This is a genomic window from Nonomuraea wenchangensis, assembly GCF_900111685.1.
GTDB lineage: Bacteria > Actinomycetota > Actinomycetes > Streptosporangiales > Streptosporangiaceae > Nonomuraea > Nonomuraea wenchangensis.
The window spans coordinates 357,514-380,354 of the sequence record NZ_FOHX01000005.1 but is presented as its reverse complement, the minus strand read 5'-3'; the positions used below and the strand labels follow the sequence as shown (position 1 = coordinate 380,354).

The 22,841-nt window shown below is 72.1% G+C and carries 21 protein-coding genes and 1 pseudogene; 9 read left to right on the top strand and 13 right to left on the bottom strand.

Annotated features, from left to right (window positions below):
- Positions 1 to 70: 70 nt before the first annotated feature.
- A complete protein-coding gene (locus tag BMW85_RS17540) occupies positions 71 to 1,108 on the top strand; it encodes a zinc-dependent alcohol dehydrogenase family protein (RefSeq protein WP_091082436.1) in 1,038 nt (345 codons plus the stop codon).
- On the opposite strand, the gene BMW85_RS17535 is transcribed toward BMW85_RS17540, so the two are convergent.
- Positions 1,086 to 1,574 (bottom strand): carboxymuconolactone decarboxylase family protein, encoded by a 489-nt coding sequence (locus tag BMW85_RS17535; protein WP_091082434.1) that lies wholly within the window; start codon positions 1,572 to 1,574, stop codon positions 1,086 to 1,088. The genes BMW85_RS17540 and BMW85_RS17535 overlap by 23 nt on opposite strands.
- A gap of 77 nt (positions 1,575 to 1,651) precedes the next feature.
- On the opposite strand from BMW85_RS17535, the gene BMW85_RS17530 reads away from it, so the two are divergent.
- The 5 genes from BMW85_RS17530 (at position 1,652) to BMW85_RS17510 (ending at position 8,039) form a co-directional block, all read left to right on the top strand.
- On the top strand, positions 1,652 to 2,620 hold the full coding sequence (locus tag BMW85_RS17530) for an aldo/keto reductase (RefSeq protein ID WP_091082432.1): 969 nt from the start codon (positions 1,652 to 1,654) through the stop codon (positions 2,618 to 2,620).
- 40 nt (positions 2,621 to 2,660) lie between these two features.
- Complete coding sequence (gene polX / locus BMW85_RS17525; protein ID WP_091082431.1) at positions 2,661 to 4,346, top strand: DNA polymerase/3'-5' exonuclease PolX; 1,686 nt, start codon at positions 2,661 to 2,663, stop codon at positions 4,344 to 4,346.
- A gap of 136 nt (positions 4,347 to 4,482) precedes the next feature.
- Positions 4,483 to 5,073, top strand: coding sequence for a TOPRIM nucleotidyl transferase/hydrolase domain-containing protein (locus tag BMW85_RS17520; RefSeq protein WP_091082429.1), 591 nt, complete (start codon positions 4,483 to 4,485; stop codon positions 5,071 to 5,073).
- A 132-nt stretch (positions 5,074 to 5,205) separates the two neighbouring features.
- Positions 5,206 to 6,255, top strand: coding sequence for a sulfite oxidase (locus BMW85_RS17515; protein ID WP_091082428.1), 1,050 nt, complete (start codon positions 5,206 to 5,208; stop codon positions 6,253 to 6,255).
- A gap of 143 nt (positions 6,256 to 6,398) precedes the next feature.
- Positions 6,399 to 8,039, top strand: a complete 1,641-nt coding sequence (locus BMW85_RS17510; protein ID WP_091082426.1) for a WS/DGAT/MGAT family O-acyltransferase — start codon at positions 6,399 to 6,401, stop codon at positions 8,037 to 8,039.
- 240 nt (positions 8,040 to 8,279) lie between these two features.
- Here the strand turns inward: BMW85_RS17510 and BMW85_RS51105 are convergent.
- Together BMW85_RS51105 and BMW85_RS17500 are read right to left on the bottom strand one after the other, a co-directional pair.
- Positions 8,280 to 8,417: pseudogene (locus BMW85_RS51105) on the bottom strand (helix-turn-helix domain-containing protein); the annotation flags it as partial.
- 77 nt (positions 8,418 to 8,494) lie between these two features.
- A complete protein-coding gene (locus BMW85_RS17500; protein WP_091082423.1) occupies positions 8,495 to 9,472 on the bottom strand; it encodes an alpha/beta hydrolase in 978 nt (325 codons plus the stop codon).
- Between the two features lie 36 nt (positions 9,473 to 9,508).
- Here BMW85_RS17500 and BMW85_RS17495 point away from each other — a divergent pair, with 36 nt between their 5' ends.
- Positions 9,509 to 10,444, top strand: a complete 936-nt coding sequence (locus BMW85_RS17495) for an aldo/keto reductase (protein ID WP_091082421.1) — start codon at positions 9,509 to 9,511, stop codon at positions 10,442 to 10,444.
- An 11-nt stretch (positions 10,445 to 10,455) separates the two neighbouring features.
- On the opposite strand, the gene BMW85_RS17490 is transcribed toward BMW85_RS17495, so the two are convergent.
- From BMW85_RS17490 to BMW85_RS17470, 5 genes are all read right to left on the bottom strand, one after another.
- On the bottom strand, positions 10,456 to 11,481 hold the full coding sequence (locus tag BMW85_RS17490; RefSeq protein ID WP_091082420.1) for a polyprenyl synthetase family protein: 1,026 nt from the start codon (positions 11,479 to 11,481) through the stop codon (positions 10,456 to 10,458).
- A 69-nt stretch (positions 11,482 to 11,550) separates the two neighbouring features.
- The gene (locus tag BMW85_RS17485) at positions 11,551 to 12,366 is read right to left on the bottom strand and encodes a TioE family transcriptional regulator (protein WP_091082418.1); all 816 of its coding nucleotides are present in this window, start codon (positions 12,364 to 12,366) and stop codon (positions 11,551 to 11,553) included.
- 180 nt (positions 12,367 to 12,546) lie between these two features.
- Positions 12,547 to 14,145, bottom strand: a complete 1,599-nt coding sequence (locus tag BMW85_RS17480; RefSeq protein WP_091082911.1) for a monocarboxylic acid transporter — start codon at positions 14,143 to 14,145, stop codon at positions 12,547 to 12,549.
- A 17-nt stretch (positions 14,146 to 14,162) separates the two neighbouring features.
- Positions 14,163 to 14,492, bottom strand: a complete 330-nt coding sequence (locus BMW85_RS17475; RefSeq protein ID WP_091082417.1) for a DUF485 domain-containing protein — start codon at positions 14,490 to 14,492, stop codon at positions 14,163 to 14,165.
- 103 nt (positions 14,493 to 14,595) lie between these two features.
- Entirely contained in the window at positions 14,596 to 15,816 is a 1,221-nt protein-coding gene (locus BMW85_RS17470; RefSeq protein WP_091082415.1) for a trans-sulfuration enzyme family protein, read from the bottom strand.
- Between the two features lie 11 nt (positions 15,817 to 15,827).
- Between BMW85_RS17470 and BMW85_RS17465 the strand changes: the two genes are divergently transcribed.
- A complete protein-coding gene (locus tag BMW85_RS17465; RefSeq protein WP_091082414.1) occupies positions 15,828 to 16,823 on the top strand; it encodes a LacI family DNA-binding transcriptional regulator in 996 nt (331 codons plus the stop codon).
- A 37-nt stretch (positions 16,824 to 16,860) separates the two neighbouring features.
- On the opposite strand, the gene BMW85_RS17460 is transcribed toward BMW85_RS17465, so the two are convergent.
- The 5 genes from BMW85_RS17460 to BMW85_RS17440 all read right to left on the bottom strand — a co-directional run bounded on the left by BMW85_RS17460 (position 16,861) and on the right by BMW85_RS17440 (position 21,254).
- Positions 16,861 to 18,348 (bottom strand): sodium/solute symporter, encoded by a 1,488-nt coding sequence (locus BMW85_RS17460; protein ID WP_091082412.1) that lies wholly within the window; start codon positions 18,346 to 18,348, stop codon positions 16,861 to 16,863.
- Positions 18,345 to 18,773: a hypothetical protein gene (locus BMW85_RS17455; RefSeq protein ID WP_091082410.1), complete on the bottom strand. Its 429-nt coding sequence runs from the start codon at positions 18,771 to 18,773 to the stop codon at positions 18,345 to 18,347. Before BMW85_RS17455 ends, BMW85_RS17460 begins: the two co-directional genes overlap by 4 nt.
- Complete coding sequence (locus BMW85_RS17450; RefSeq protein WP_091082409.1) at positions 18,770 to 19,519, bottom strand: LytR/AlgR family response regulator transcription factor; 750 nt, start codon at positions 19,517 to 19,519, stop codon at positions 18,770 to 18,772. The genes BMW85_RS17455 and BMW85_RS17450 overlap by 4 nt, the downstream gene beginning before the upstream one ends.
- A gap of 33 nt (positions 19,520 to 19,552) precedes the next feature.
- Positions 19,553 to 20,734: a sensor histidine kinase gene (locus BMW85_RS17445; RefSeq protein ID WP_091082407.1), complete on the bottom strand. Its 1,182-nt coding sequence runs from the start codon at positions 20,732 to 20,734 to the stop codon at positions 19,553 to 19,555.
- A gap of 115 nt (positions 20,735 to 20,849) precedes the next feature.
- Positions 20,850 to 21,254: an HIT family protein gene (locus BMW85_RS17440; RefSeq protein ID WP_091082405.1), complete on the bottom strand. Its 405-nt coding sequence runs from the start codon at positions 21,252 to 21,254 to the stop codon at positions 20,850 to 20,852.
- A 55-nt stretch (positions 21,255 to 21,309) separates the two neighbouring features.
- Between BMW85_RS17440 and BMW85_RS17435 the strand changes: the two genes are divergently transcribed.
- Positions 21,310 to 22,836: a DHA2 family efflux MFS transporter permease subunit gene (locus BMW85_RS17435; RefSeq protein ID WP_177240727.1), complete on the top strand. Its 1,527-nt coding sequence runs from the start codon at positions 21,310 to 21,312 to the stop codon at positions 22,834 to 22,836.
- Positions 22,837 to 22,841 lie beyond the last annotated feature (5 nt).

Below are 22,841 nucleotides of genomic sequence, written 5' to 3'. Positions count from 1 at the left end.
GACCGGATTCCACACCTGTGACAGGGCAGGTGGTTGCGCAGGTCACGGCCGCTCACTCTAAGCTCATGAGATGCGAGCGGTTGCGTTTGACATCTTCGGGGGCGAGCTCGACGTGCGCGAGCTGCCGGATCCGGCCCCCGCCCCGCACGGCGCGGTGATCAGGGTCCTGGCCACGGGGCTGTGCCGGTCCGACTGGCACGGCTGGCAGGGCCACGATCCGGACATCACGGCCCTGCCGCATGTTCCCGGCCACGAGTTCGCGGGCGTCGTCGAGGCCGTCGGCTCCGACGTGCGCGGCTGGCGGCCGGGCGCGCGGGTGACCGCGCCGTTCGTGTGCGCCTGCGGCACGTGCCCGTCCTGCGCGGCGGGCGAGCAGCAGGTGTGCGAGCGGCAGACGCAGCCGGGCTTCACCCACTGGGGCTCCTTCGCCGAGTACGTCGCGATCGACCACGCCGACGTCAACCTGGTCGCCGTCCCGGAGGACATGGCCTTCGTCACGGCGGCCGGGCTCGGCTGCCGCTTCGCCACCGCCTTCCGCGCCGTCGCCCAGGTGGGCGAGGTACGCCCGGGCGAGTGGGTCGCGGTGCACGGCTGCGGCGGCGTGGGGCTGTCCGCCGTCATGATCGCCACGGCCGCCGGGGCGCGCGTCGTGGCCGTGGACGTCAGCGGCGACGCGCTGCACCTGGCCGAGCTGGCCGGCGCCACGCACTTCGTCAACGCCTCGGCGGGCGACGCGGCGGCCCAGGTGCGTGAGCTGACCAGGGGCGGCGCGCACGTGTCGCTGGACGCGCTGGGCAGCCCGCAGACCTGCGCGGCCTCGGTCGAGAGCCTGCGCCGGCGCGGCCGGCACGTCCAGGTGGGCCTGCTGCCGGGCGGGCCGACCCCGGTGCCGATGGACCGCGTGATCGGCCAGGAGCTGCGGCTGCTCGGCAGCCACGGCATGGCCGCCCACGCCTACCCGCGGATGCTGGAGCTGATCAGGGCCGGGGTGCTCCACCCCGACCAGCTCGTCACCAGGACCATCGGGCTGGCCGACGCGGGCAAGGCCCTCGCCGCCATGGGCTCGGTGCCGGGCGTCACGGTCATCACTCCTCGATCGCCACTCTGAGCGTCCGCAGCACCAGCGCCAGCATCCGGTAGTGGGCGACCAGCATGACCAGCTCGATGCGGCCCGCCTCGTCGTAGCGGTCGCAGAGCGCGGCCCAGGTGGCGTCGGTCAGGTCGCCGCCGTAGTGCAGGTCGTCGGCCACCTGGAGGACGAGCCGGTCCTCGACCGGCCACAGCGCGTCGGGGTGGCGCACCGAGTCGATCTCCAGCTCCGTCAGGCCCGCCTCGCGTCCGAGGCGGGCGTGGTGGGCCCACTCGTAGGCGCTGCGGCTGTGGTGGGCCGTGCGCAGGATGGCGAGCTCGCGGTCGCGGGCCGGCAGCGTGCCGTCGAGCAGCACGCCGCCGAAGCCGAGCCAGGCCCGGTAGAGCTTCGGATGGCGGGCGATGGTGGCGAAGACGTTGTAAGGATTGGCCTTGATGAAGGCGTCCCACTCCTCGGGAGGCAGGGGCCGCACGCGGGGTTCCATCTTCGCAGCATCCCCCGGATCCGGGAACGGGTCGACAGGGCGGAAAACCGTACGTTCCGCCCCCTAGGGTGAGCGGTATGGATTACACGCGACTGGGTGACACGGGTCTGCGGGTCTCGCGGGTGTGCCTCGGCATGATGAGCTACGGCGACCCCGCCCGCCAGGACTGGGCGCTGCCGCAGGACGAGGCGGAGCCCATCATCCGCCGGGCGGCCGACGCCGGCGTCACGTTCTTCGACACGGCCGACGTCTACAGCCGGGGCGAGAGCGAGGTCGTGACCGGCAACGCGCTGCGCGCCATCTTCCCGCGCCGCGAGGACTACGTGCTGGCCACCAAGGTCTACTTCCCGATGAGCCGCCGGCCCAACGACGGCGGCCTGTCGCGCAAGCACATCATGGCCGGCATCGACGCCTCCCTGCGCCGGCTCGGCACCGACCACGTCGACCTCTACCAGATCCACCGCTGGGACCCCGAGACGCCCATCGAGGAGACGATGGAGGCGCTGCACGACGTGGTCCGGTCGGGCAAGGCGCGCTACCTCGGCGCGTCCAGCATGTGGGCGTGGCAGTTCGCCAAGGCGCAGCACGTGGCCGAGCTCAACGGGTGGACGAAGTTCGTGTCGATGCAGCCGCACTACAACCTGCTCTACAGGGAGGAGGAGCGGGAGATGCTGCCGCTCTGCCTCGACCAGGGCGTGGGCGTGATCCCGTGGAGCCCGCTCGCGCGCGGGGTGCTGGCCAGGGCGGGCGCGGCGGCGTCCACCACCCGGGCCGGCTCCGACGCCCGCATCGAGGCCCTGTACGACCCGGAGAACGACAAGACCATCGTGGACCGCGTCGCGCGGGTGGCCGCCGACCGGGGGCTGCCGGCCGCGCAGGTCGCCCTGGCCTGGCTGCTGCACCAGCCCGCGGTCACCGCGCCGATCATCGGGGCCACCAAGGACCGGCACGTGGACGACGCGGTGGCGGCGGTGGACGTGCGGCTGTCGGAGGAGGAGCTGGCGTTCCTGGCGGAGCCGTACCGGCCGCGTGAGGTGCGGTTCTAGGCTCCCCGGATTGTCGGTGCGGGCCTCTAGGGTTAGGGGCATGCGGGCAAATGAGGAGGCGGCGTCGGCGCTGCAGGAATACGCGGAGCTGTTCGCGCTCTGCGGCGGCGACGCCTTCCGGGTGCGGAGCTACCAGAAGGCGGCCAAGGCCATCGCCGGGTTCCCCGAGGACATCTCGGTGGCCGACGTGCGCTCGGTGCCCGGGGTGGGCGAGGCGATCGCCAAGAAGATGGAGGAGTTCCTGCAGAGGGGGAGCTTCCGGCAGCTCGACGACCTGCGGGGGCGGGTGCCCGAGGGCGTGCGGAGGCTGACGCGGGTGCCGAGCCTGGGCCCGAAGACGGCGATCATGCTGTTCGAGGACTACGGCATCGACTCGACCGACGCGCTGCGCGAGGCCATCGAGGGGGGCCGGCTCAAGGGCGTCAAGGGCCTCGGCCCGAAGACGCTGGCCAACCTGCTGAAGGGCGTCGAGCAGCTGGAGCAGTCGGGGCGGCGGGTGCACATCGGGGTCGCGATGTCGCTGGCCGAGCAGGTGATGGGGTCGCTGAGCGCCGAGCGGATCGCGTACGCGGGGTCGCTGCGGCGGATGAAGGACACGATCGGCGACATCGACATCCTCGCGGTCGCACCCGAGTCGATCATGGAGGAGTTCCGCGCGCAGCCCTACGTCGCCGAGGTGATCGCGGCCGGCGACAAGAAGACCTCGATCCGCACCACGTCCGGCGTCCAGGTCGACCTGCGGCGCATCCCGGCCGGCTCGTGGGGCGCGGCCCTGCAATACTTCACCGGCTCCAAGGAGCACAACGTGGCCATCAGGGAGATGGCGGTGAAGAAGGGGTGGAAGCTGTCGGAATACGGCCTGTTCGAGGGCGAGCGGGTCATCGCGGCCGAGACGGAGGAGGAGATCTACCACGCCCTCGGCATGCAGTACGTCCCGCCGCCCATGCGGGAGGACGGCGGCGAGGTCAAGGCGGCGCTGCGGGGCGAGCTGCCGGAGCTGGTGGAGCTGGCCGACCTCAAGGGCGACCTGCACACGCACACCGACCTCACCGACGGCATCGCCTCGCTGGAGGACATGGTGGCCGCCGGGCACGCCCGCGGTTACGCCTACTACGCGGTGACCGACCACGCGCCCGACCTGTCCATGCAGCGGATGACGCTGGACAAGGCGCTGGAGCAGCGGGAGCGGCTGGCCCGGCTGCAGGAGAGATATCCGGACATGCGGCTGCTGCACGGCTCCGAGCTCAACATCGCCCCTGACGGGTCGGTCGACTGGCCGGCCGAGGTGCTGCGTGACTTCGACGTGTGCGTGGCGTCGGTCCACTCGCATTTCGGCATGTCCCGGGACGACATGACGCGCCGGTTCATCGCGGCCTGCGAAAACCCGTACGTCGACATCATCGGTCACCCGACCACCCGCAAGATCGGCAAGCGCGAGCCGGTGGACGCCGACTGGGACGCCGTCTTCAGGGCCGCGGCGCGCACGGGCACCGCGATGGAGATCGACTCCTATCCCGACCGCTCCGACCTGCCGTCCGACCTGGTGCGGCTGGCCAAGCACCACGGGGTGAAGTTCTCCGTCGACAGTGACTCGCACGCGATCCCGCACCTGGCGCACCAGCGCTTCGGCGTCGGGATCGCGCAGCGGGCCTGGCTGACGCCGGACGACGTCATCAACACCTGGCCTCTCGCCCGCCTCCTGGACTTCCTGGGGCGTTCCCGGTGACAGCGGTGATGAGGGCCGAGCGGGCCTGATGACCCATTTTTGACCGAAAGCGGATGGGATCAGCCCTGTCGGCCCGGCGTGGGAGCGCCCGCAAAAGCGGATGAACAACTTCGGGGTCGGGTGAAAGGGTGGGCTCGTGAGCGAGACGCGAACCGTGGTCCTGGTCGAGGGCGCCAGCGACAAGGCGGCGATCGAGGTGCTGGCCCGGCGCCATGAGCGGGATCTGGCGGCCGAGGGCATCTCCCTCGTGGCGATGGGCGGCGCCACGAACATCGGCACGTACGTCGGCAGATACGGCCCCGCCGGGCTCGGCCTGCGGCTCGCCGGCCTCTGCGACGCCGGGGAGGAGGTCGACTACCGGCGCAGCCTCGAACGCGCCGGCCTCGGCTCGGGCCTCGACCGGGACGGCCTGGAGGCGCTCGGGTTCTTCACGTGCGTCGCCGACCTGGAGGACGAGCTGATCCGGGCGCTCGGTCCCGACGCGGTCGAAGAGGTCATCGAGGCCGAGGGCGAGCTGGGGTCGTTCCGTACGCTTCAGCGGCAGCCCGCCTGGCGCGGCGGCTCCACGCACGACCAGTTGCGCCGGTTCATGGGGGCGGGCAGCGGCCGGAAGATCCGTTACTCCGGCCTGCTCGTCGCGGCGCTCGAACTCGACCGCGTGCCACGGCCGCTGGACCTGCTGCTGGCCCACGTCCTGAGTGACAGGCCGAGCCCGCTCGCCGGGTGAGGCCCGGGGCCGCGTTCCTTCCAAAAGAGCGCGACGGCGCGGGCTTGTTCCGGCAAAGGATCGTGACAGGAGCCGTCGTGAGGAGATTAAATGGTTTACAGGTAGGGAATACCAAATAGCGAGGTGACAGCCATGAGGATCGCGACGGCGGCCATCCTGAAACCCCTGCCCGCCCACCTGTTCAGGGTGCACGGCGAGAACGCCGAGATGCGGTGGGAGGCCATGTCGGGGCAGGGATACCACACCCCGATCGACCGGTTCTTCGTCCGCAACCACACCGGCACGCCGCTCATCGACGCCGCGACCTGGCGGCTGCGCCTGCACGGCCCCGGCCTGCGATGTCCGCGCGCGTTCGGCTACGACGAGCTGCGCGCCATGCCGTCGCGGACGTACGACGTGGCGATCGAGTGCGCCGGCAACGGACGCCGCTTCTACGGCAGCCAGCAGCACGACGCCGCGCCGGGCACCCAGTGGGGGCTGGGCGGGATCGGGGTGGCGCGCTGGCGCGGCGTGCCGCTGAGACACCTGCTCAAGGAGGCCGGCGTGCGGCCCGAGGCGGTGGACGTGCTCCCGTCCGGCCTGGACGCCCCCTTCGAGGACTACGGGCACGTACGCCGCCCGCTGCCCATCGCCAAGGCCATGGACGACGTGCTCGTGGCGTACGAGATGAACGGCGAGCCCCTGCCCCCCGACCACGGATTCCCCGCGCGATTGGTGGTGCCGGGATGGGTGGGGATCGCGTCCATCAAATGGCTCGGCGACATAGAAGTCTCGACGAGCACCATGACGAGTCCCTGGAACACCGTGTTCTATCCCGATGTCACCACGCAGCCGGTGAAGAGCGCGTTCGAGCTGCCGTGGAACGCGCGGCTGGCGATCAGCGGCGTGCCTCTGGTGCTGCACGGGCGGTCCTGGTCGGGGCAGGGCCGGATCATCCGGGTCGAGGTCAGCTTCGACGGCGGTGACACCTGGCGGGCGGCCGAGTTGCACGGAAGTCACCTGGTCAGCGCCTGGTCGCAGTGGCACGTCACCTGGGCGCCCCGGCGGCCGGGCCGCTATGTGCTCATGGCCAGGGCCACCGACGAGACGGGCGCCACTCAGCCGCTCGTCATTCCCCGGCATCCGTTCGGCTACCACTTCAACGCTGTGGTGCAACACCCTGTTGAGGTTGTTCTTGGCTAGATAATTGTCACGGATGCCTGCTGAGCTGGCCATTTTCTCACAGCTTGCGCGAAGCGGACCGATTCATCTGAAACACTCTCCCGGAAACCCTGCGGAAATCCGCTCGTGTGATGCTGCTCGTACGACGGGAGAAAGGAGAGCAGATGCGCCAGCTCACCGCGCTCGACGCCCAGTTCCTCAACGTCGAGACCGCGACCACCGCCGCGCACGTGGCCGGACTGGCGATCCTGGACTCCGGCGAGGGCGCCGTCAACCGGGACGCGCTGGCGAGCCTTCTGCTCGACCGCCTGCACCTGTCCCCCGCTCTGAGCCTCCGGCTGGCGGAGGTTCCCCTGGGGCTCGACCGCCCGTACTGGACGCAGGACGACGACTTCGACATCGGCAACCATCTGTTCGAGCTGACCCTGCCGCAGCCGGGCAGCGACTGGCAGCTCGCCGAGGTGGTCGCGGAGCTGCACGCCCGCCGGTTGGACCGCTCCCATCCGCTGTGGGAGATGCACCTCATCCGCGGGCTGCCGGAGGGGCGGGTGGCGGTCTACACGAAGGTGCACCACGCCGCCATCGACGGAGTCTCCGGCGCCGAGACCCTGGCCACCCTCCTCGACCTCACCCCGGACGGCCACCTCGTACGGCGGCAGGAGGCCACGGCGCCCGCGGGCCCGGCTCCGTCCAAGTGCGGCGTGGGCCGCGAAGGCGGGGACGGCACGTCACGGGAGGTCGTCGCGGGTCGCGAGCCCGGGGTGGTGGGCATGCTGGCGGGGGCGGCGGCGCGGTCGGTGACGCAGCCGGTGCGGGCGGTGGGGTCGGCGGTCAGGATGGCCGGGGACATGGACGCCATCCCGCTGGCGTCGCGGCTGCCCGGCGCCAAGGCGATCGCGAGGGCCGCGCGGGTCATGTCCGGGCAGCGGCGGGACCGGCCCGAGCTGCCGAGCCTGGCGGCTCCGCGCACGCCGTTCAACGGGCCGATCAGCGCCCGGCGGCACGTCTCGTTCGGGTCGCTGCCGCTCAAGGACGTCAAGAACGTCGCCAAGGCCAACGCCCTCAGCGTCAACGACGTCATCATGACCCTGTGCACGTCGGCCCTGCGCGCCTGGCTGGCCGAACGCGGCGCGCTGCCGGAGGAGCCGCTGGTGGTGGCGGTGCCGGTCGCGGTACGCAAGCACGGCGCCCGCGACGCGGCGGGCAACCAGATCTCCGCCATGATCGCCCCGATGCCGACCGACGTGCCGGACGCGCGGGAGCGGCTGCGGCTGGTGGGCGCGACGATGCGGCGGGCCAAGCGCAGGTTCGCCCTGGCCCCGGCGACCTGGCTGCAGGAGCTGTGCTCGCTGCTGCCCGCCCCGGTGACGGCGCTGGCCACGCCGGCGGTGTTCCGGCTGGCGGGCATGGCGCTGCCGCCGGTCAACCTGATCATCAGCAACGTGCCCGGGCCGCAGTTCCCGTTGTACCTGTGCGGGGGCAGGGTGCTGTCCTACTACCCGATGTCCGTCCTGACGGACATGAGCGGCGGGCTGAGCATCACCTGCTTCTCCTACGACGGCATGCTGGACTTCGGCCTCGTCGCCTGCCCGGAGCGCGTGGACGACGTCTGGAGCCTGCTGCGGCACCTGCGTGAGGCGCTGGAGGAGCTGCTAGACGAGCGCGTGGGCGACGAGTTCCGCGACGGCGTCGGGGTCGATCCGGTGTCCTGTGAGCTGCCACAGGTTCTCCTGGTAGATGAGGACGGCGGCGAACATGGCCGCCGCGACCTCCAGCCGCGCCGCGTCGCCGCGGGCCCCGGGTAGCGCCAGCTCCAGCGCGAACCGGGCACGCCGGACGAGCTCGCCGTTGAGGCGGCCGAGCCGCTCCTTGACCGAGCCGTGCGTGTCGGCCTCACGGAACAGGATGCGCCGCATCGCCGGGGAGGCGCGCAGCGGCAGCGCGCGGGCCAGCCGGGCGAGGGTGCCCGCCGGGTCGCCCGGCACCGCGTCGACGTCGCGGCCCTCCTCGATGTGGGTGCGTTCGTCGATCAGCGCGACCAGTACGTCGATCTTGCGCGGGAAGTAGTCGGAGATGAGCCCTCCGGGCACCCTGGCGAGCTTGGCGATGACCGCCGTCGGTGTGGCCGCGTAGCCGGATCCCGCGAACAGCTCCTCCGCCGCGTCAAGGATGCGCGTGCGCATGTCACCCGTCACCACAGCACGAACCCTAGCGGCACCGCCGCGCCGTCGTCACGCACTCGCCGCCCCTGTGAGAGGGCTCACCGCGCGCCGATCGCGGAGACGAGCATCGGGTAGGCGCGGTGCAGCTCGCGCTGCCAGTACGTGTGGTTGTGCCCGCCCCGGTAGAAGTGGGTGCGGACCGGGATGCCGAGGTCGTCGAGGCGGGCGGCGAAGGAGCGGGCCGCGCGGTTGGCGAGGTCCTCCACCAGGTCGCCCTCGCCCGCGGCCACGTACAGCTCGACGCCCTTCAGCTTCTCCGCCAGGTCGTACGGGTTGTGCGCCCGCCACACCGGCCGCTGGTCCTCCGGGTCTCCCCAGACGCGTTTCCAGTCGGTGCCGAAGCAGCCGACCGTCGTGCCGGCCATCACGGCCTGGGGGACGCCGGGGGCGGTGATGTTCACGGCGCCGCTGAAGGAGGCGGCCGCCTTGAACATGCCCTTGGCCGCGTACAGCATCGCGCCCTGGCCGCCCATCGAGTAGCCGGCGATCGCGCGCTCCCGGCCGGCCCGGTAGCGCGATTCGAGGAGGGGGAGCAGCTCGCGCAGGTGGTAGGTCTCCCAGCGGGGCGGGCCGCCGTCGCCGCCGTTCCACCAGTCGGAGTAGCTGCCGCATCTGCCGCCGTCCGGCATGACGACCATGACGCCGGTGCCGCGGGTGAGCGCCTCGACGTCGGTCCTGGCGGTCCAGGAGGTGTGGTCGTCGAGCCCGCCGTGCAGCAGCCACAGCACGGGCCAGTCGCGGCGGGACTCCCAGCCGCGCGGGAGGAGCAGGCGCACCTTGGTGGTCTCGTTCCCGAGCGCCGGGGAGCGGATCGTGAGCTCCAGCCTGCGCGCGTCGAGGCGCCGCTCGTCGACGACCTCCGCCGCCTGTGACGGGCTGGGGGTTACGGACGCGGAGATGACGGGTTCCGGACCTGCTCTTTGCGAGCCGCGGGGCAGCAGCAGAGCCAGCCCGAGCAGGAACAGACCGCCGGCGACCACCGCGCCGACCAGGCATCCACGTAATCGGGGCGCCATCCGGGCCTCCTTGTTGGATCGTCGGATAATAGCTGGATGAGATCGATAGGCACCACGGACCTGTCCGTTTTCCCGATAGCACTCGGCACGAACGTCTTCGGCTGGACGGCCGACAAGGAGACCTCGTTCGCCGTGCTCAACGCCTACGTCGAGGGCGGCGGCAACTTCATCGACACCGCCGACGTCTACCCGTCCTGGGTCACCGGCGAGTCCACGTCCGAGATGATCATCGGCGAGTGGCTGGCGGAGCGGCGCATCCGCGACTCCGTCGTCCTCGCCACCAAGGTCGGCATGCTGGAGGGGCTGCGCGGCCTGGCTCCGGCGACCATCCGCACGGCGATCGAGGACTCGCTGCGGCGGCTCCGTACCGACTACATCGACCTCTACTGGGCGCACGTGGACGACCACGACACGCCGCTGGTGGAGACGCTGTCCACGTTCGACGACCTGGTGCGCGAGGGCAAGGTCCGGTACGTCGGCGCGTCCAACCACACGGCGCGGCGGCTCGCCGACGCGGTCGAGCTCTCCGACAAGGAAGGACTCGTCAGGTACGTGGCCCTGCAGCAGGAGTACAACCTGGTGGAGCGCGGGTACGAGGGCGAGCTGCGGGACGTCGTGGCGCGGGAGGGGCTGGTCAGCACGCCGTACTTCGGGCTCGCGCGCGGCTTCCTGACCGGCAAGTACGCGCCCGGCGTGACCGTGGACAGCCCGCGCGCCGGAGGGGCGGCCGAATACCTGGCCACCGAGCACGGGCGGCGCACGCTGCGGGCGCTGGCCGAGGTGGCCGACGCGCGGGGCGTGCAGCAGGCGTCGGTCGCGCTGGCGTGGCTCGCGGCGCAGCCGACGGTGGTGGCGCCGATCTCCAGCGCGCGCGACGTCACGCAGCTGGGGGCGCTGATGGCGGCGGTCGAGCTGGAGCTGAGCGACCAGGAGCTCGCCCTCCTGGACACCGCCTCCCGCCCCGCCGACTGACTCGCTGGAGGTCAGTGGGTGCGGTTCACCAGGGACTCGCACAGGGCGCGCAGGTCCGCCGCCCCGGGAAGGTGCGCGTCCAGGAGGCGGAGAGCCGCGGAGAGGTGGCGGGCGGCCAGCGCGCCGGCGGCGGCGCGCCCGCCCGCCTCCTCGACCAGCCGGGCCGCCGTACGGACCGCGTCCTCGTCCTCCAGCCCCGCCGCCAGGACGGCCGACAGCTCGCGGGCGGCTGCCCCGCCTGCGGCGAGCGCGCACAGCACGGGAAGCGTCTTCTTCTCGCGCCGCAGGTCGCTGTGCACCGGTTTGCCGGTGACGGCGGGATCGCCCCAGATGCCGAGCACGTCGTCGGCGATCTGGAAGGCCACTCCCAGGTCGCGGCCCATGCGCCCCATCGCCTCGGCCGCCTCCGGCTGCGCCCCGCCCAGCGTGACGCCGAGCGCCGCGGCGGCCCCCAGCAGGCCGCCGGTCTTGCCGGCCGCCATCCGGGTGTACTCCTCGACGGTGACCGCGTTGGGCCCGCGCCAGGGGCGGTTCTCGAAGGCCATGTCGGCGCTCTGCCCGTGGACGAGCTCCGTGAGGGCCGCCGACAGCAGCCGCATCGCCTCCGGGATGGTGGCGAGCTGGGCGACGGCCAGGGCCAGCAGCGCGTCGCCGGTCAGCAGGGCGGGGCCGGGCCCGTACGCCTTCCAGAGGGTCTCGCGGTGCCGGCGGCGTTCGTCGTGGTCGATGATGTCGTCGTGCGCCAGGGAGAACGCGTGCACCAGCTCCACCGCCACCGCTCCGGGCAGCGCGGCCGCCGCGTCGGCGCCCACGGCCTCGGCGGCGAGCAGGACGATGGCCGGGCGCACGCCTTTGCCGCCGTCCCCGGTCTGGGGGCGGCCGTCCGCGTCCGACCAGCCGAGCGCGAACCCGGCCATCCGCGCGCTCCACGGGTGCAGGCCGGCGACCGCCTCGCGGAGCGCGGGTTCGAGCAGGCGGCGGCTGCGTTCCATGGCCGCCGTGACGCCGGCGGCGGCCAGGGGACGGCTGACGTTCAACTGGTGCTCCTCCCCCGGTCCGATGCCCTCCCAGACCTTATGCCAAAAGTGACGAACGGCGCGTAGTGGTCAGTCGGGCAGAGACAGGTAGGCGTGCAGTTCGGCGGCGGCCGACAGCATGGCGCGGCCCCGGGCCGAGAGGCGGTCACGCCAGCCGTCCAGGGCGGCCCGCAGAGGTTCGACGCCGCCGGCTGCGCGTACCTGCTCGATGAGGGGGGCGATCTGCTCCAGCAGGTAGCCGCCGCGCCTGAGCTGGTGCGCGAGCCGGGCGTCGCGTACGTCGGCGGCCGAGTAGACGCGGTAACCGGTCTTCGGGTCGCGGCGCGGGCGGACCAGCCCGGCCCGCTCCCACTTGCGCAGCGTGGCGGGGCGCAGCCCGAGCCGGCGCGCCAGGGGGCCGATGAACGTCGCGTCCGTCCCGTGCTCACCCGCCGGCGGCGAGGTGGGGGCGGCCGAGGGCGGGGCGGGGCTCGTGGCGTGGCCGCCTGCGCCGCCCGAGGGCCGGGCGAGGTCGGCGCCGTGGCCGCCTTCGCCGCCCGAGGGCCGGGCGAGGTCGGCGAGGGCGCGTTCCACCGCTTCCAGGGTGCGGCGGTCGTCCAGGAGCTGGGCGTGGCTCTCGTCGAGGCGCCGCAGCGCGTCCTCGACCGCGCCCTCGTTCACCGCCCGCATGATCGCGGTCGCCGTCGCGTGCCCGTGGGCGGGCACCAGGGCGAGGAACGCCCGCAACGCCTGCGCGTGCCGGGGCGTGTAGGCGCGGTAGCCGGCCGCCGTCCGGTCCGCGGGCGGCAGGATGCCCGCCTCCTCGTAGTTGCGTACCGCCTGGGTGGACAGCCCGTGCCCGCGTGCCAGGTCGACCGGCCGCAGCCGACGCCCCTCTCGTGACACCGCCGCTCCTCGCCAGAAGCCTCAACGAAAGGTCCGACGATACCGCCGCGACCCCCGGACGCGAGAAGGGCCCGGCCTCGTGAACGAGACCGGGCCCTTCGGTACGGAAGGCGCCCGGGCGGGGGTGGGCGCCTTCCGCGGGGAGGCGCCCTCAGGGCAGGAGGCGCCTCACGCTCGCGGTCAGTGCTGGTCGGCCTTCTCCGCGCCGACGCCGGTCAGGGAGCGGACCTCGATCTCGGCGTACTTGGCCTCGTTGTGCTCCTTGCTCAGGATCGTGCCGAGCCAGCCGCACAGGAAGCCGATCGGGATCGACACGATGCCCGGGTTGCTCAGCGGGAACCAGTGGAAGTCCACCGTCTTGAACAGGGACGTCGCAGCGCCGGAGACCACCGGCGAGAAGATCACCAGCAGGAGGGCGGAGACCAGGCCGCCGTAGATGGCCGCCACCGCGCCGGCCGTGTTGAAGCGCCGCCAGAACAGGCTGTAGAGGATGGCGGGCAGGTTGCCCGACGCCGCGACCGCGAAGGCCAGGGCCACCAGGAACGCCACGTTCTGCTTCTGGGCGAGGATGCCGAGGCCGATCGCGACGGCGCCGATGACGAGGGCCGAGACGCGGGCCACCCCGACCTCCTGCCGCTCGCTGGCCTGGCCGCGCTTGAAGACGTGCGCGTACAGGTCGTGGGCGAAGCTGGAAGACGAGGCCAGAGTGAGTCCGGCGACCACGGCCAGGATCGTGGCGAAGGCCACCGCGCCGATGAGCGCGAGCAGGATCGTGCCGCCGACCGAGCCGAAGATCTCCTCGCCGATCTTCTGGGCCAGCAGCGGCGCGGCCGTGTTGCCCGCCGCGTCGCCCTCGGTGATCGCCGTCTTGCCGACCAGGGCCGCCGCGCCGAAGCCGAGGACCAGGGTGAGCAGGTAGAAGACGCCGATGATGCCGATGCCCCACAGGACGGACTTGCGGGCGTCCTTGGCGGTGGGGACGGTGTAGAAGCGGATCAGGATGTGCGGCAGGCCGGCCGTGCCCAGCACCAGGGCGAGGCCGAGGCTGATGAGGTCGATCTTGCCGGCCAGGCCCTGCGCCTCGGTGCCGTACTTCAGGCCGGGGCTGAGGAAGGACTCCGGGTTGGCCTTGGGGCCGCTCGTCGCGGCGGCCTGGCCGAGCAGCGCCGACAGGTTGAAGCCGAACTTGCCGAGCACCAGCAGCGTCACCAGCGCGGCGCCGCTCATGAGCAGCACGGCCTTGACGATCTGGACCCAGGTGGTGCCCTTCATGCCGCCGAAGACGACGTACACGATCATCAGGGCGCCCACGCCGACGATCGTCCACACCTTGCCGGCCTCGCTGGTGATGCCGAGCAGCAGGCCGACCAGCGCGCCCGCGCCGACCATCTGGGCCAGCAGGTAGAAGATGCTGACCACGATGGTGGAGACGCCGGCGGCGGTGCGGACCGGGCGCGGGCTCATCCGGAAGGCCAGCACGTCTGCCATGGTGAACTTGCCGGAGTTGCGCATGAGCTCGGCGACCAGCAGCAGCGCGACCAGCCAGGCCACCAGGAACCCGATCGAGTACAGGAACCCGTCGTAGCCGGACAGCGCGATGATGCCCGCGATGCCGAGGAAGGAGGCGGCCGACATGTAGTCGCCGCCGATCGCCAGGCCGTTCTGCACGCCGCTGAACGAGCGGCCGCCCGCGTAGTAGTCGGCCGCCGTCTTGGTCTGGCGGCTCGCCCAGAAGGTGATCGCCAGCGTCGCGGCGACGAAGGTGAGGAAGAGGATCATCCCCAGGGTGGTGGAGCTCACTTCGTCTTCTCCTCGACCTCGTGGCGCAGCTTGTCGGCGATGGGATCGAGCTTCTTCTCGGCGTGCCTGGCATAGGCCCACGCGATCAGGAACGTGGACACGAACTGCAGCAACCCGAAGATCAACCCGACGTTGATGTCCCCGAGCACCTTGGTGGCCATGAACCCGCGCGCCCAGCCCGACATCACGACGTAGAGCAGGTACCACACGAGGAACGCCACGGTCATGGGGAACGTCCAGGCCCGGAAGCGGCGTTTCAGCTCCTGGAACTCACTGCTCTCCTGGACGGTTTCATAGACCGATGCGTCATGTTCTTGAGTCGTCACGAGACCTCCACTGTGATGCGGATCACGCTCAACGTAAGAGCGCAACGTACCCCGCGTGGAGGTCCCGGGAAGGGTTGTTCGCCGAGCCGCCGCCGAGCGGCGATTAGTTGGGGTGGACCTGCGGTGAAAGGTCCTTCTCGCGCGATGAGCGGTCGGTCATCCCGTTCACCCCTTTGATCGCCTTCAGCGCCTCGTCGAGGTCCTCGATCAGGGTGTCGGCCGGTTCGAGGCCGACGGACAGTCGGACCAGGCCGGCCGGGATGCCCATCGTGGCGCGTACGCTCTCCTCGGTGGTCAGGGCAGGGGCGTTGACCAGGCTCTCGAAGCCGCCCCAGGACACCCCGATCCTGAAATGCCGCAGCTTGTCGAGAAAAATCGCGACCTGATCGGTTTCGTCTGTCGCCAGCTCGATGCTGAACAGGCTGGAGAACCCCGACATCTGCCGCAGCGCGATCGCGTGCCCCGGATGCGACGGCAGGCCCGGATGGTTGACCTCCCGCACCCCGGGATGACCGGCCAGGAACCGCGCCACCGCGAGCCCCCGCTCCTGATGGGCCGGCATGCGCACGGGCAGCGTCCGCAGCCCCTTGATCACCTTGGCCGCGTCGTGCGGCGACATGGCGGCTCCGTAGAGCTGGTACTCGGTCAGCGCGAGCGGCCTGATGAGCCGGGACGGGCCGACGACGACGCCGCCGACCAGGTCGCTGTGGCCGCCCACGTACTTCGACAGCGAGTGCACCACCAGGTCCACGCCCAGCGTGAGCGGCTTCTGGAACAGCGGCGTGGACCAGGTGTTGTCCATTACCGTCACCAGCCCGCGCCCGCGCGCCCAGGCCGCGACCTCGGCGATGTCCACGATCGCGTACGCCATGTAGGAGGGCGACTCGAAGTAGAGTAGGCGCGTCCGCTCCTTGATAGCGCTGTCACACTCCGAGAGGTCGCTCACGTGCGTATGCGTGACCCCGAACTTCTCCAGGTAGCGCAGGAACTGCGTGGTCGGCCCGTACACCGCGCCCAGCACCAGCACGTGGTCACCGGCCGACACCAGCGACGAGATCGTCGCCGCGATGGCGCCCATCCCCGAGCCGAAACACTTGGCCCGCTCTCCCCGCTCCAGCGCCGCCAGCTTACGCTGGGCGAGATCCACCGTCGGGTTGGTCCCCCGCCAGTAGACGTAGCGCTCGTCCTCGTTCCTGATGGCCTCGCCCAGCTCCCCGGCCGTCGCGAACGTGAACAGCGAGTTCTCGAACACCGGCGGATTGACCGCGCCCAGCGTCCACGGCTCGTCCTCGCCCAACCGGCCGCAGATCCATTCGTCATTCATGGGGGCAGAGTATGACAACGCGCAAGCCGACCATGGCCGACGTCGCCAGGCACGCGGGCGTGAGCCTCAAGACCGTCTCCCGGGTGGTCAACCAGGAGCCGCACGTACGGGCCTCGGTGCAGCAGCGGGTGCAGGCGGCCATCAGCGCGCTCGGCTACCGCCGCAACGAGGCCGCCGCCAGGCTGGCGCGGGGCGCGACCATGCTGACGCTCGGCCTGGTCATGGAGAACATCTCCAACGAGTTCTACGCGCGGCTCGCCGCCGCCGTGGAGGCCGCCGCGGCCGAGCACGAGGCGCTGGTCGTCTTCGGCTCGTACGAGGAGAGCCCCGACAAGGAGCGCATGCTCATCGAGTCCATGGCGGCGCGGGGCGTCGACTCGCTCATCGTCGTCCCGTCGGCGGCCGACCACGGATGGCTGGCCGAGCACGCGAGCCTCAGGATGGTGTTCGTGGACCGGCTGCCGCCCGGCCTCGCGACGGCCGACGTGGTCGTGCTCGACGACGAAGGGGGCGGCCGGGCCGCCACCGAGCACCTGCTGGCGCGCGGGCACCGGCGGGTCGCGCTGATCTCCGACGACGACGGGCTGAGCTCCGTCCACGACCGCGCCGCCGGCTACCGCGCCGCCCTCGCCGCGGCCGGGCTGCCCGCCGACGAGGGGCTGGTGGTGCGCGGGGTGTTCGACCCGTGCCTGGTCGCGGAGGAGGTGGCGCGGCTGCTCGACCTGGCCGATCCGCCGACCGCGTTCTTCGCCGCCAACAACCGGGCGGCGATCGGGATCCTGCGGGCGCTGCGGGAGCGGGCGGAGCGGCCCGCGTACGTGGGGTTCGACGACTTCGCCCTCGCCGACGTCTTCAGCCCCGGGGTGACGGTCGTCCGCTACGACGTACCGATGCTCGCGCGCACCGCCGTGGACCTGCTGCTGCGTCCGGCGGACGGGGCGGCCCGGCTGGTGAAGCTGCCCGTGGAGCTAATCCCCCGCGGCTCCGGCGAGCTCCCGCCCCCCTGACCGCCTCCGTCGGCGGCGTCACCAGGGCCTACCTGCCCTAGGAGGAGCGGGGGCGCCAGTCGCCGCGGTTGAGATCCAGGTTCTCGGGAGTGTGCAGGCGGACCATGACGCGCGCCACGTTCGCCGGCACCCGGTGCGGGGTCAGGAACGACACCGCCACCATCACCACGAACGCGATCGGCACCGTCCACGCCGCGGGCTGGGCCAGCAGCGCCGTCGTGAAGCCGTCGTACGGCGTCCCCGTGATCGTGGCCAGCACCGCGCCGCAGGCGAGGCCGCCGCCGACGAGCAGCCCCGCCAGCGCCCCCGTCGTGGTGAGGCGGCGCCACCAGATGCCGAGCACCAGCAGCGGGCAGAACGACGAGGCCGCCACCGCGAAGGCCAGCCCCACCACGTCCGCCACCGGGAGCTGGCGCGCCCACAGCGCCAGGCCCAGCGGCACCACCACGGCCATGAGGGTGGCGATCCTGAAGGAGCGCACCCCGCCCTTGAGCAGGTCCTGCGCGATCACCCCGGCCACGGACACGGTCAGCCCGGACGAGGTGGACAGGAACGCCGCGAACGCCCCGGCGGTCAGCAGCGCCGTCAGCAGGTCGCCCAGGGTGCCGCCGATCATCCGGGCGGGCAGCGTCAGCACGACCGTGTCGGTACGGGTCAGGTCGGCGGCGTAGAGGCGGCCGAGCCAGCCGTACATGGCGGGCATCAGATAGAAGGCGCCGAGCAGGGAGAGCACGACGAGCGTCGTACGGCGGGCGGCGCGGCCGTCGGGGTTGGTGTAGAAGCGCACGAGCACGTGCGGCAGCCCCATCGTCCCCAGGAACGTGGCCAGGATCAGCGAGTACGTCGAGTACAGCCCGTACTCCCTGCCCCCGCTGAGCGGCGTCTGCCAGGTGGCGGCGTCCGCGGCGCTCACCCCGGGCGCGCCGTTCGCACGCCAGGCCATGAGCAGGAACACCAGCGGCACGGCCAGCGCCGTCAGCTTGAGCCAGTACTGGAACGCCTGCACGAACGTGATCGACCGCATGCCGCCCGACAGCACGTTCACCGCCACGACCAGGGCCACCAGCAGCCCGCCCGCCCACGGGGGCGCGCCGGTGATCTCCCGCAGCACCAGCCCGGCGCTCTGGAACTGCGGCATCAGGTAGAGCCAGCCGATGAGCACGACCAGCACGCTCGCCGTCCTGCGCACGGTCATGGACTCCAGCCGGGCCTCGGCGAAGTCGGGCAGCGTGTACGCCCCGGAGCGCCGCAGCGGCGCGGACACCAGCACCAGCAGCACCAGGTAGCCGCCGGTCCAGCCGACCGGCAGCCACAGCATGTCCACGCCGAAGGCGAGGATGAGCCCGGCGACGCCGAGGAAGGAGGCGGCCGACAGGTACTCGCCGCCGATGGCGGAGGCGTTCCACAGCGGGCTGACGGTGCGGGAGGCGACGTAGAAGTCGGACGTGGTGCGCGAGACGCGGATGCCGAAGGCTCCGATGAGCACGGCCGCCACCACCACGACCAGCACGGCGGTGAGGCTCATCGGCGCTCGACCAGCTCGGCGAAGTGGCGTTCGTTGCGCTCGGCCTGGCGGACGTACAGCCAGGCGCCGAGGACGAAGGCGGGGTAGATGAGCCCGGCGAGCACCGCCCACGGCAGCGGCACGCCGAGCAGCTCGACCTCGCGCAGCTCGGGGATGAGCAGGAACAGCAGCGGCAGGCCGCCGACCACGCAGGCGAGTACGGTGCAGACGAACAGCGCCAGCCGGAACTGGGTGCGCAGCAGGGAACGCATGTAGACCTCGCCGAGGCCGGTCTGCTCGTCGATCTCGCGGGTGGCCGGATAGCGGGGGCGGCGCGCGGCGGCGGTGCGCGGGCTGGTCACGGCGGTCCGCCGCGCCCGCCGACCGGCGCGCGGCTCCTCCGCCGCCGCTCCCGGCGTTCCACCGGGCGTTTCTCCTGGTGTCATTCCGGGCGTCCCTTCCGTGCGCGCCGGACCAGCAGGTCGCGCAGCTCGCGCGTGTGCCTGCGGCTGACCGGGATCTCGGTGCCGGCCACCCGGACGGTGCACTTGCCCGAGTCGATGTGCAGCTCGTCGATGTGCTTGACGGCCACGAGGTGGCTGCGGTGCACCCGGAGGAACCCGGCCGGGGCCCACCGCTCCTCCAGGGTCGCGAGCGGGATGCGGACGAGATGGCTGCCGGCCGCGGTGTGCAGCCGGGCGTAGTCGCCGTGCGCCTCGACGTAGATGACGTCGGCGCTGGAGACGAAGCGGGTCACGCCGCCCAGTTCGACCGGGATCGTGTCGCTCTCGCCGCTTTCGGCGGGCACGTCCGCCGAGACCGCGACGCGCCGGATGGCCTCGGACAGCCGCTCCGGCCGTACCGGCTTGAGCAGGTAGTCCTCGGCCTTGATCTCGAAGGCGTCCACGGCGTGCTCCTCGTACGCCGTCACGAACACCACCCTGGGCGGGTTGGCGAACTGCGACAGCAGCCGCCCGAGCACCACCCCGTCGAGCCCGCGCATGCGGATGTCGAGGAACACCGCGTCGATCGGCCGCCCGTCGGCGATGGCGCGGTCCAGCAGCCGCAGCGCCTGCGCGCCGTCCCGCGCGGTGGCGACCTCGCCGATGCGGGGGTCGGCGCGCAGCAGGTACGACAGGTCTTCGAGGGCGGGCAGCTCGTCGTCGACCGCGAGAACCCGGAGTTGTGCCATAGACAGTGATGAAACCGACAACAAAGATCAAGGTCAACGGGCAGAGACACCCGGGTGATATTTCGGCAATCTGATGTTGACCTTGGTGCCCGCCCCTTCGCCGGTCTCGACGACGAGGCCGTACTCGTCGCCGTAGACCTGGCGCAGCCGCTCGTCCACGTTGGCGAGGCCGACGCCGCCCGCCGGGACGATCTCGCCGGCGAGGATGAGCCGCAGCCGGTCGGGGTCCATGCCGAGGCCGTCGTCCTCGACGCTGATGCGGCACTCGGCCCCGGCGTCCTCGGCGACGATCGTGATGCGGCCGACGCCGTTGCGGCTCTCCAGGCCGTGCCGTACGGCGTTCTCGACCAGCGGCTGCAGGCACAGGAACGGCACGGCGACGGGCAGCACCTCGGGCGCGATGCGGAGGGTGACCTGGAGCTGGTCGCCGAACCTGGCCCGCTCCAGGATCAGGTAGCGGTCGATGGAGCGCAGCTCCTCGGCGAGGGTGGTGAACTCGCCGTGCCGGCGGAAGGAGTAGCGGGTGAAGTCGGCGAACTCCAGCAGCAGCTCCCTGGCCCGCTCCGGGTCCGTACGGACGAAGGAGGCGATGGTGGTGAGCGAGTTGTAGATGAAGTGGGGGGAGATCTGCGCCCGCAGCGCACGCACCTCGGCCTCCATGAGCCGGGTGCGCGAGCGGTCGAGCTCGGCCAGTTCGAGCTGGGAGTCCACCCAGCCGGCGACCTCCTGGGCGGCGCGGACCAGCCCGGCCGAGGCGCTCTGGCTGTAGGCGATGAGCGCGCCGACCACCCGGTCGTCGGTGGTGAGCGGCACCACGACGGCCTGCCTGATCGGGCATTCGAGCAGGTCGCAGTCGAGGGTGAGCACCTGGATGCGGCCGTCCTCCAGGGTTTCCGCGGCGTGCTCGAAGGCCCGTTCGGCGTGGTGGTCGTCGCCCTCGCCGTCGTAGACGAGCAGCCGCTCGGCGTCGGCGATGGCCAGGGCGGGCGAGTTGAGCAGGGCGCGCAGGTGCCGGGAGGCGCGTTCGGCGCCGTCCTCGGTGAGCCCGGCGCGCAGCGGCGGCGCGGCCAGCGAGGCGGTGTGCAGGGTCTCGAACGTGGCCCGCTCGGCCGGGCTGGTGCCCAGCTCGCGGCGGCCCCGGAGCACGCGCCAGAGCACGATCGCGGGCACGCCCACGAGCGCGGCGACCACGGCGCTGCCGACGACGTACTCCACGCGGCCGAAGCCTAGCCGAGGCCGGGGCCCGCGCAAACGGGGCCGCCGCACACAAGGCCCACGCACACAAGGCCCACGCACACAGGGCTCGCGCGCACGAGGACGGGCCGGCCGCTCAGAGGGCCGCCGCGACCCGGGCGGCGTACGACGCGGCCTCCTCGGCGGAGTCGTACTTGGTGCGGGGCCAGAAGAAGCCGCGCAGGCCGTCCTTGGGGTGCCGGGGCACCACGTGCACGTGCAGGTGGGGGACGCTCTGGCTGATGCGGTTGTTCATGGCGACGAACGTGCCCCCGGCCTCCAGCCCTTCCTCCACGGCCCGCGCCAGGGCCTGCACCCGGGTGAAGAACGGCCCGACGTCGCCGAGGTCGGCCAGGGTCTCGACGTGGGCGCGCGGCACGACCAGCACGTGGCCCTTGAAGACCGGCCGGGCGTCGAGGAACGAGACCGCCACGTCGTCGGCGTGCACGAGGTGAGCGGGCCGCTCGCCCGCGATGATCTCGCAGAACAGGTCTGTGCTCACGGATCCGACCCTATCGGCTGGACAGTTGGCGACACCTCGTTGCTATCTTAGGGACATGGTGTCGCTAAACGAGCGGACCCGGCAGAGCTGGCTCCCCCTCTTCGTGCTCGGCGTCGGCATGTCGATGATCATCATCGACGCGACGATCGTGAATGTGGCCGTCCCCGCGATCATGGCCGACCTGTCGTTGTCGGCGACCGACGTCGAGTGGGTCAACTCGATCTACTCGCTCACCTTCGCCGCCCTGCTGGTCCCGCTCAGCCGCACCGGCGACGCGCGCGGCCGGCGGCGCATGTTCGCCTTGGGCCTGGTCGTGTTCCTGGTGGCCAGCATGCTCGCGGCCATGGCGGGCAGCGGCGCGCTGCTCATCGGCGCCCGCGTGCTCCAGGGCGTCGGCGCGTCGATGGTGGTGCCGATGACCCTCGCCATCATCAACTCCCTCTACGTCGGGCCGCGCCGGACGATCGCCTTCGCCGTCTGGGGCTCGATCATCGGCGGCATGGCCGCGCTCGGCCCGCTGCTCGGCGGCTGGCTGGTGACCGACCACGGCTGGCGCTGGGCGTTCTGGGTGAACCTGCCCATCGGCCTGCTCGTGCTGCTCGGCGCGCTCAAGGTGCCGGAGTCCAAGGACCCGGAGGCCCGCGGCTGGGACGTGCCCGGCATGCTGCTGTCCGTCGTCGGCACCTCGGCGCTGGTGTTCGGGCTCATCGAGGGCCAGCGCTACGGCTGGTTCGCCCCGTCCGAGGGGCACACGATCTCGCCGATCCCGTTCGCGTTCGCGCTGGCGGTGCTGGCGCTCACGGCGTTCACGCTGGTCGAGCGGGCGAGGGCGCGGGCGGGCCGGCCGGTGATCCTGCACCTGTCACTGCTCGCCATCCCCTCCTTCCGGTACGGCTGCCTCACCGCGATGATCGTCACGGTGGGCGAGTTCGGCATGATCCTGGTGCTGCCGCTGTTCCTGCAGTCGGCGATGGCGTTCACCGCGTTCGAGGCCGGGCTGGTCATCGCCTCGCTGGCGCTCGGGACGTTCCTGGCCGGCGGCGTGGTGCCGAAGCTCCGGCTGACCCCGCGCCTCATCGTCCGGCTCGGCCTGGCCCTGGAGGCCGTCGGCGCGATCGCGGTCGGCCTGTCGGTCTCCCCGTCGGTCGGCTACTGGACGCTGGTGCCCTGGCTCGTCCTGTACGGCTTCGGCGTCGGCTTCGCCTCGGCCCAGCTCCCGAACCTCACGCTGGCCCAGGTGCCGCCGCAGCAGTCCGGCGTCGCCTCCGGCCTGCAGAGCGCGATCCGCCAGCTCGGCGCCGCGATCGGCATCGCCGTGCTCGGCTCGATCCTGGTGACCGGCCTCGGCTCGGCCATGGCCGACCGGCTGCCCGCCGACCCGGCGCTCGGCAAGGCGGTGCGCGACAGCGCGGGCGCCGCCGTCGCCATGATCAAGGACCCGGCGAAACACGCCGCCGCGGTCGCCGCCGCCGCCGACGCCACCCGCCGGGTGACCGTCTTCACCGGGATCGCGCTGCTCGGCGGGGTCGGGGTGACTCTGCTGCTGCCCGATACTGGGGTGGGACGACGCGAGGAGGAGTGAGGCAG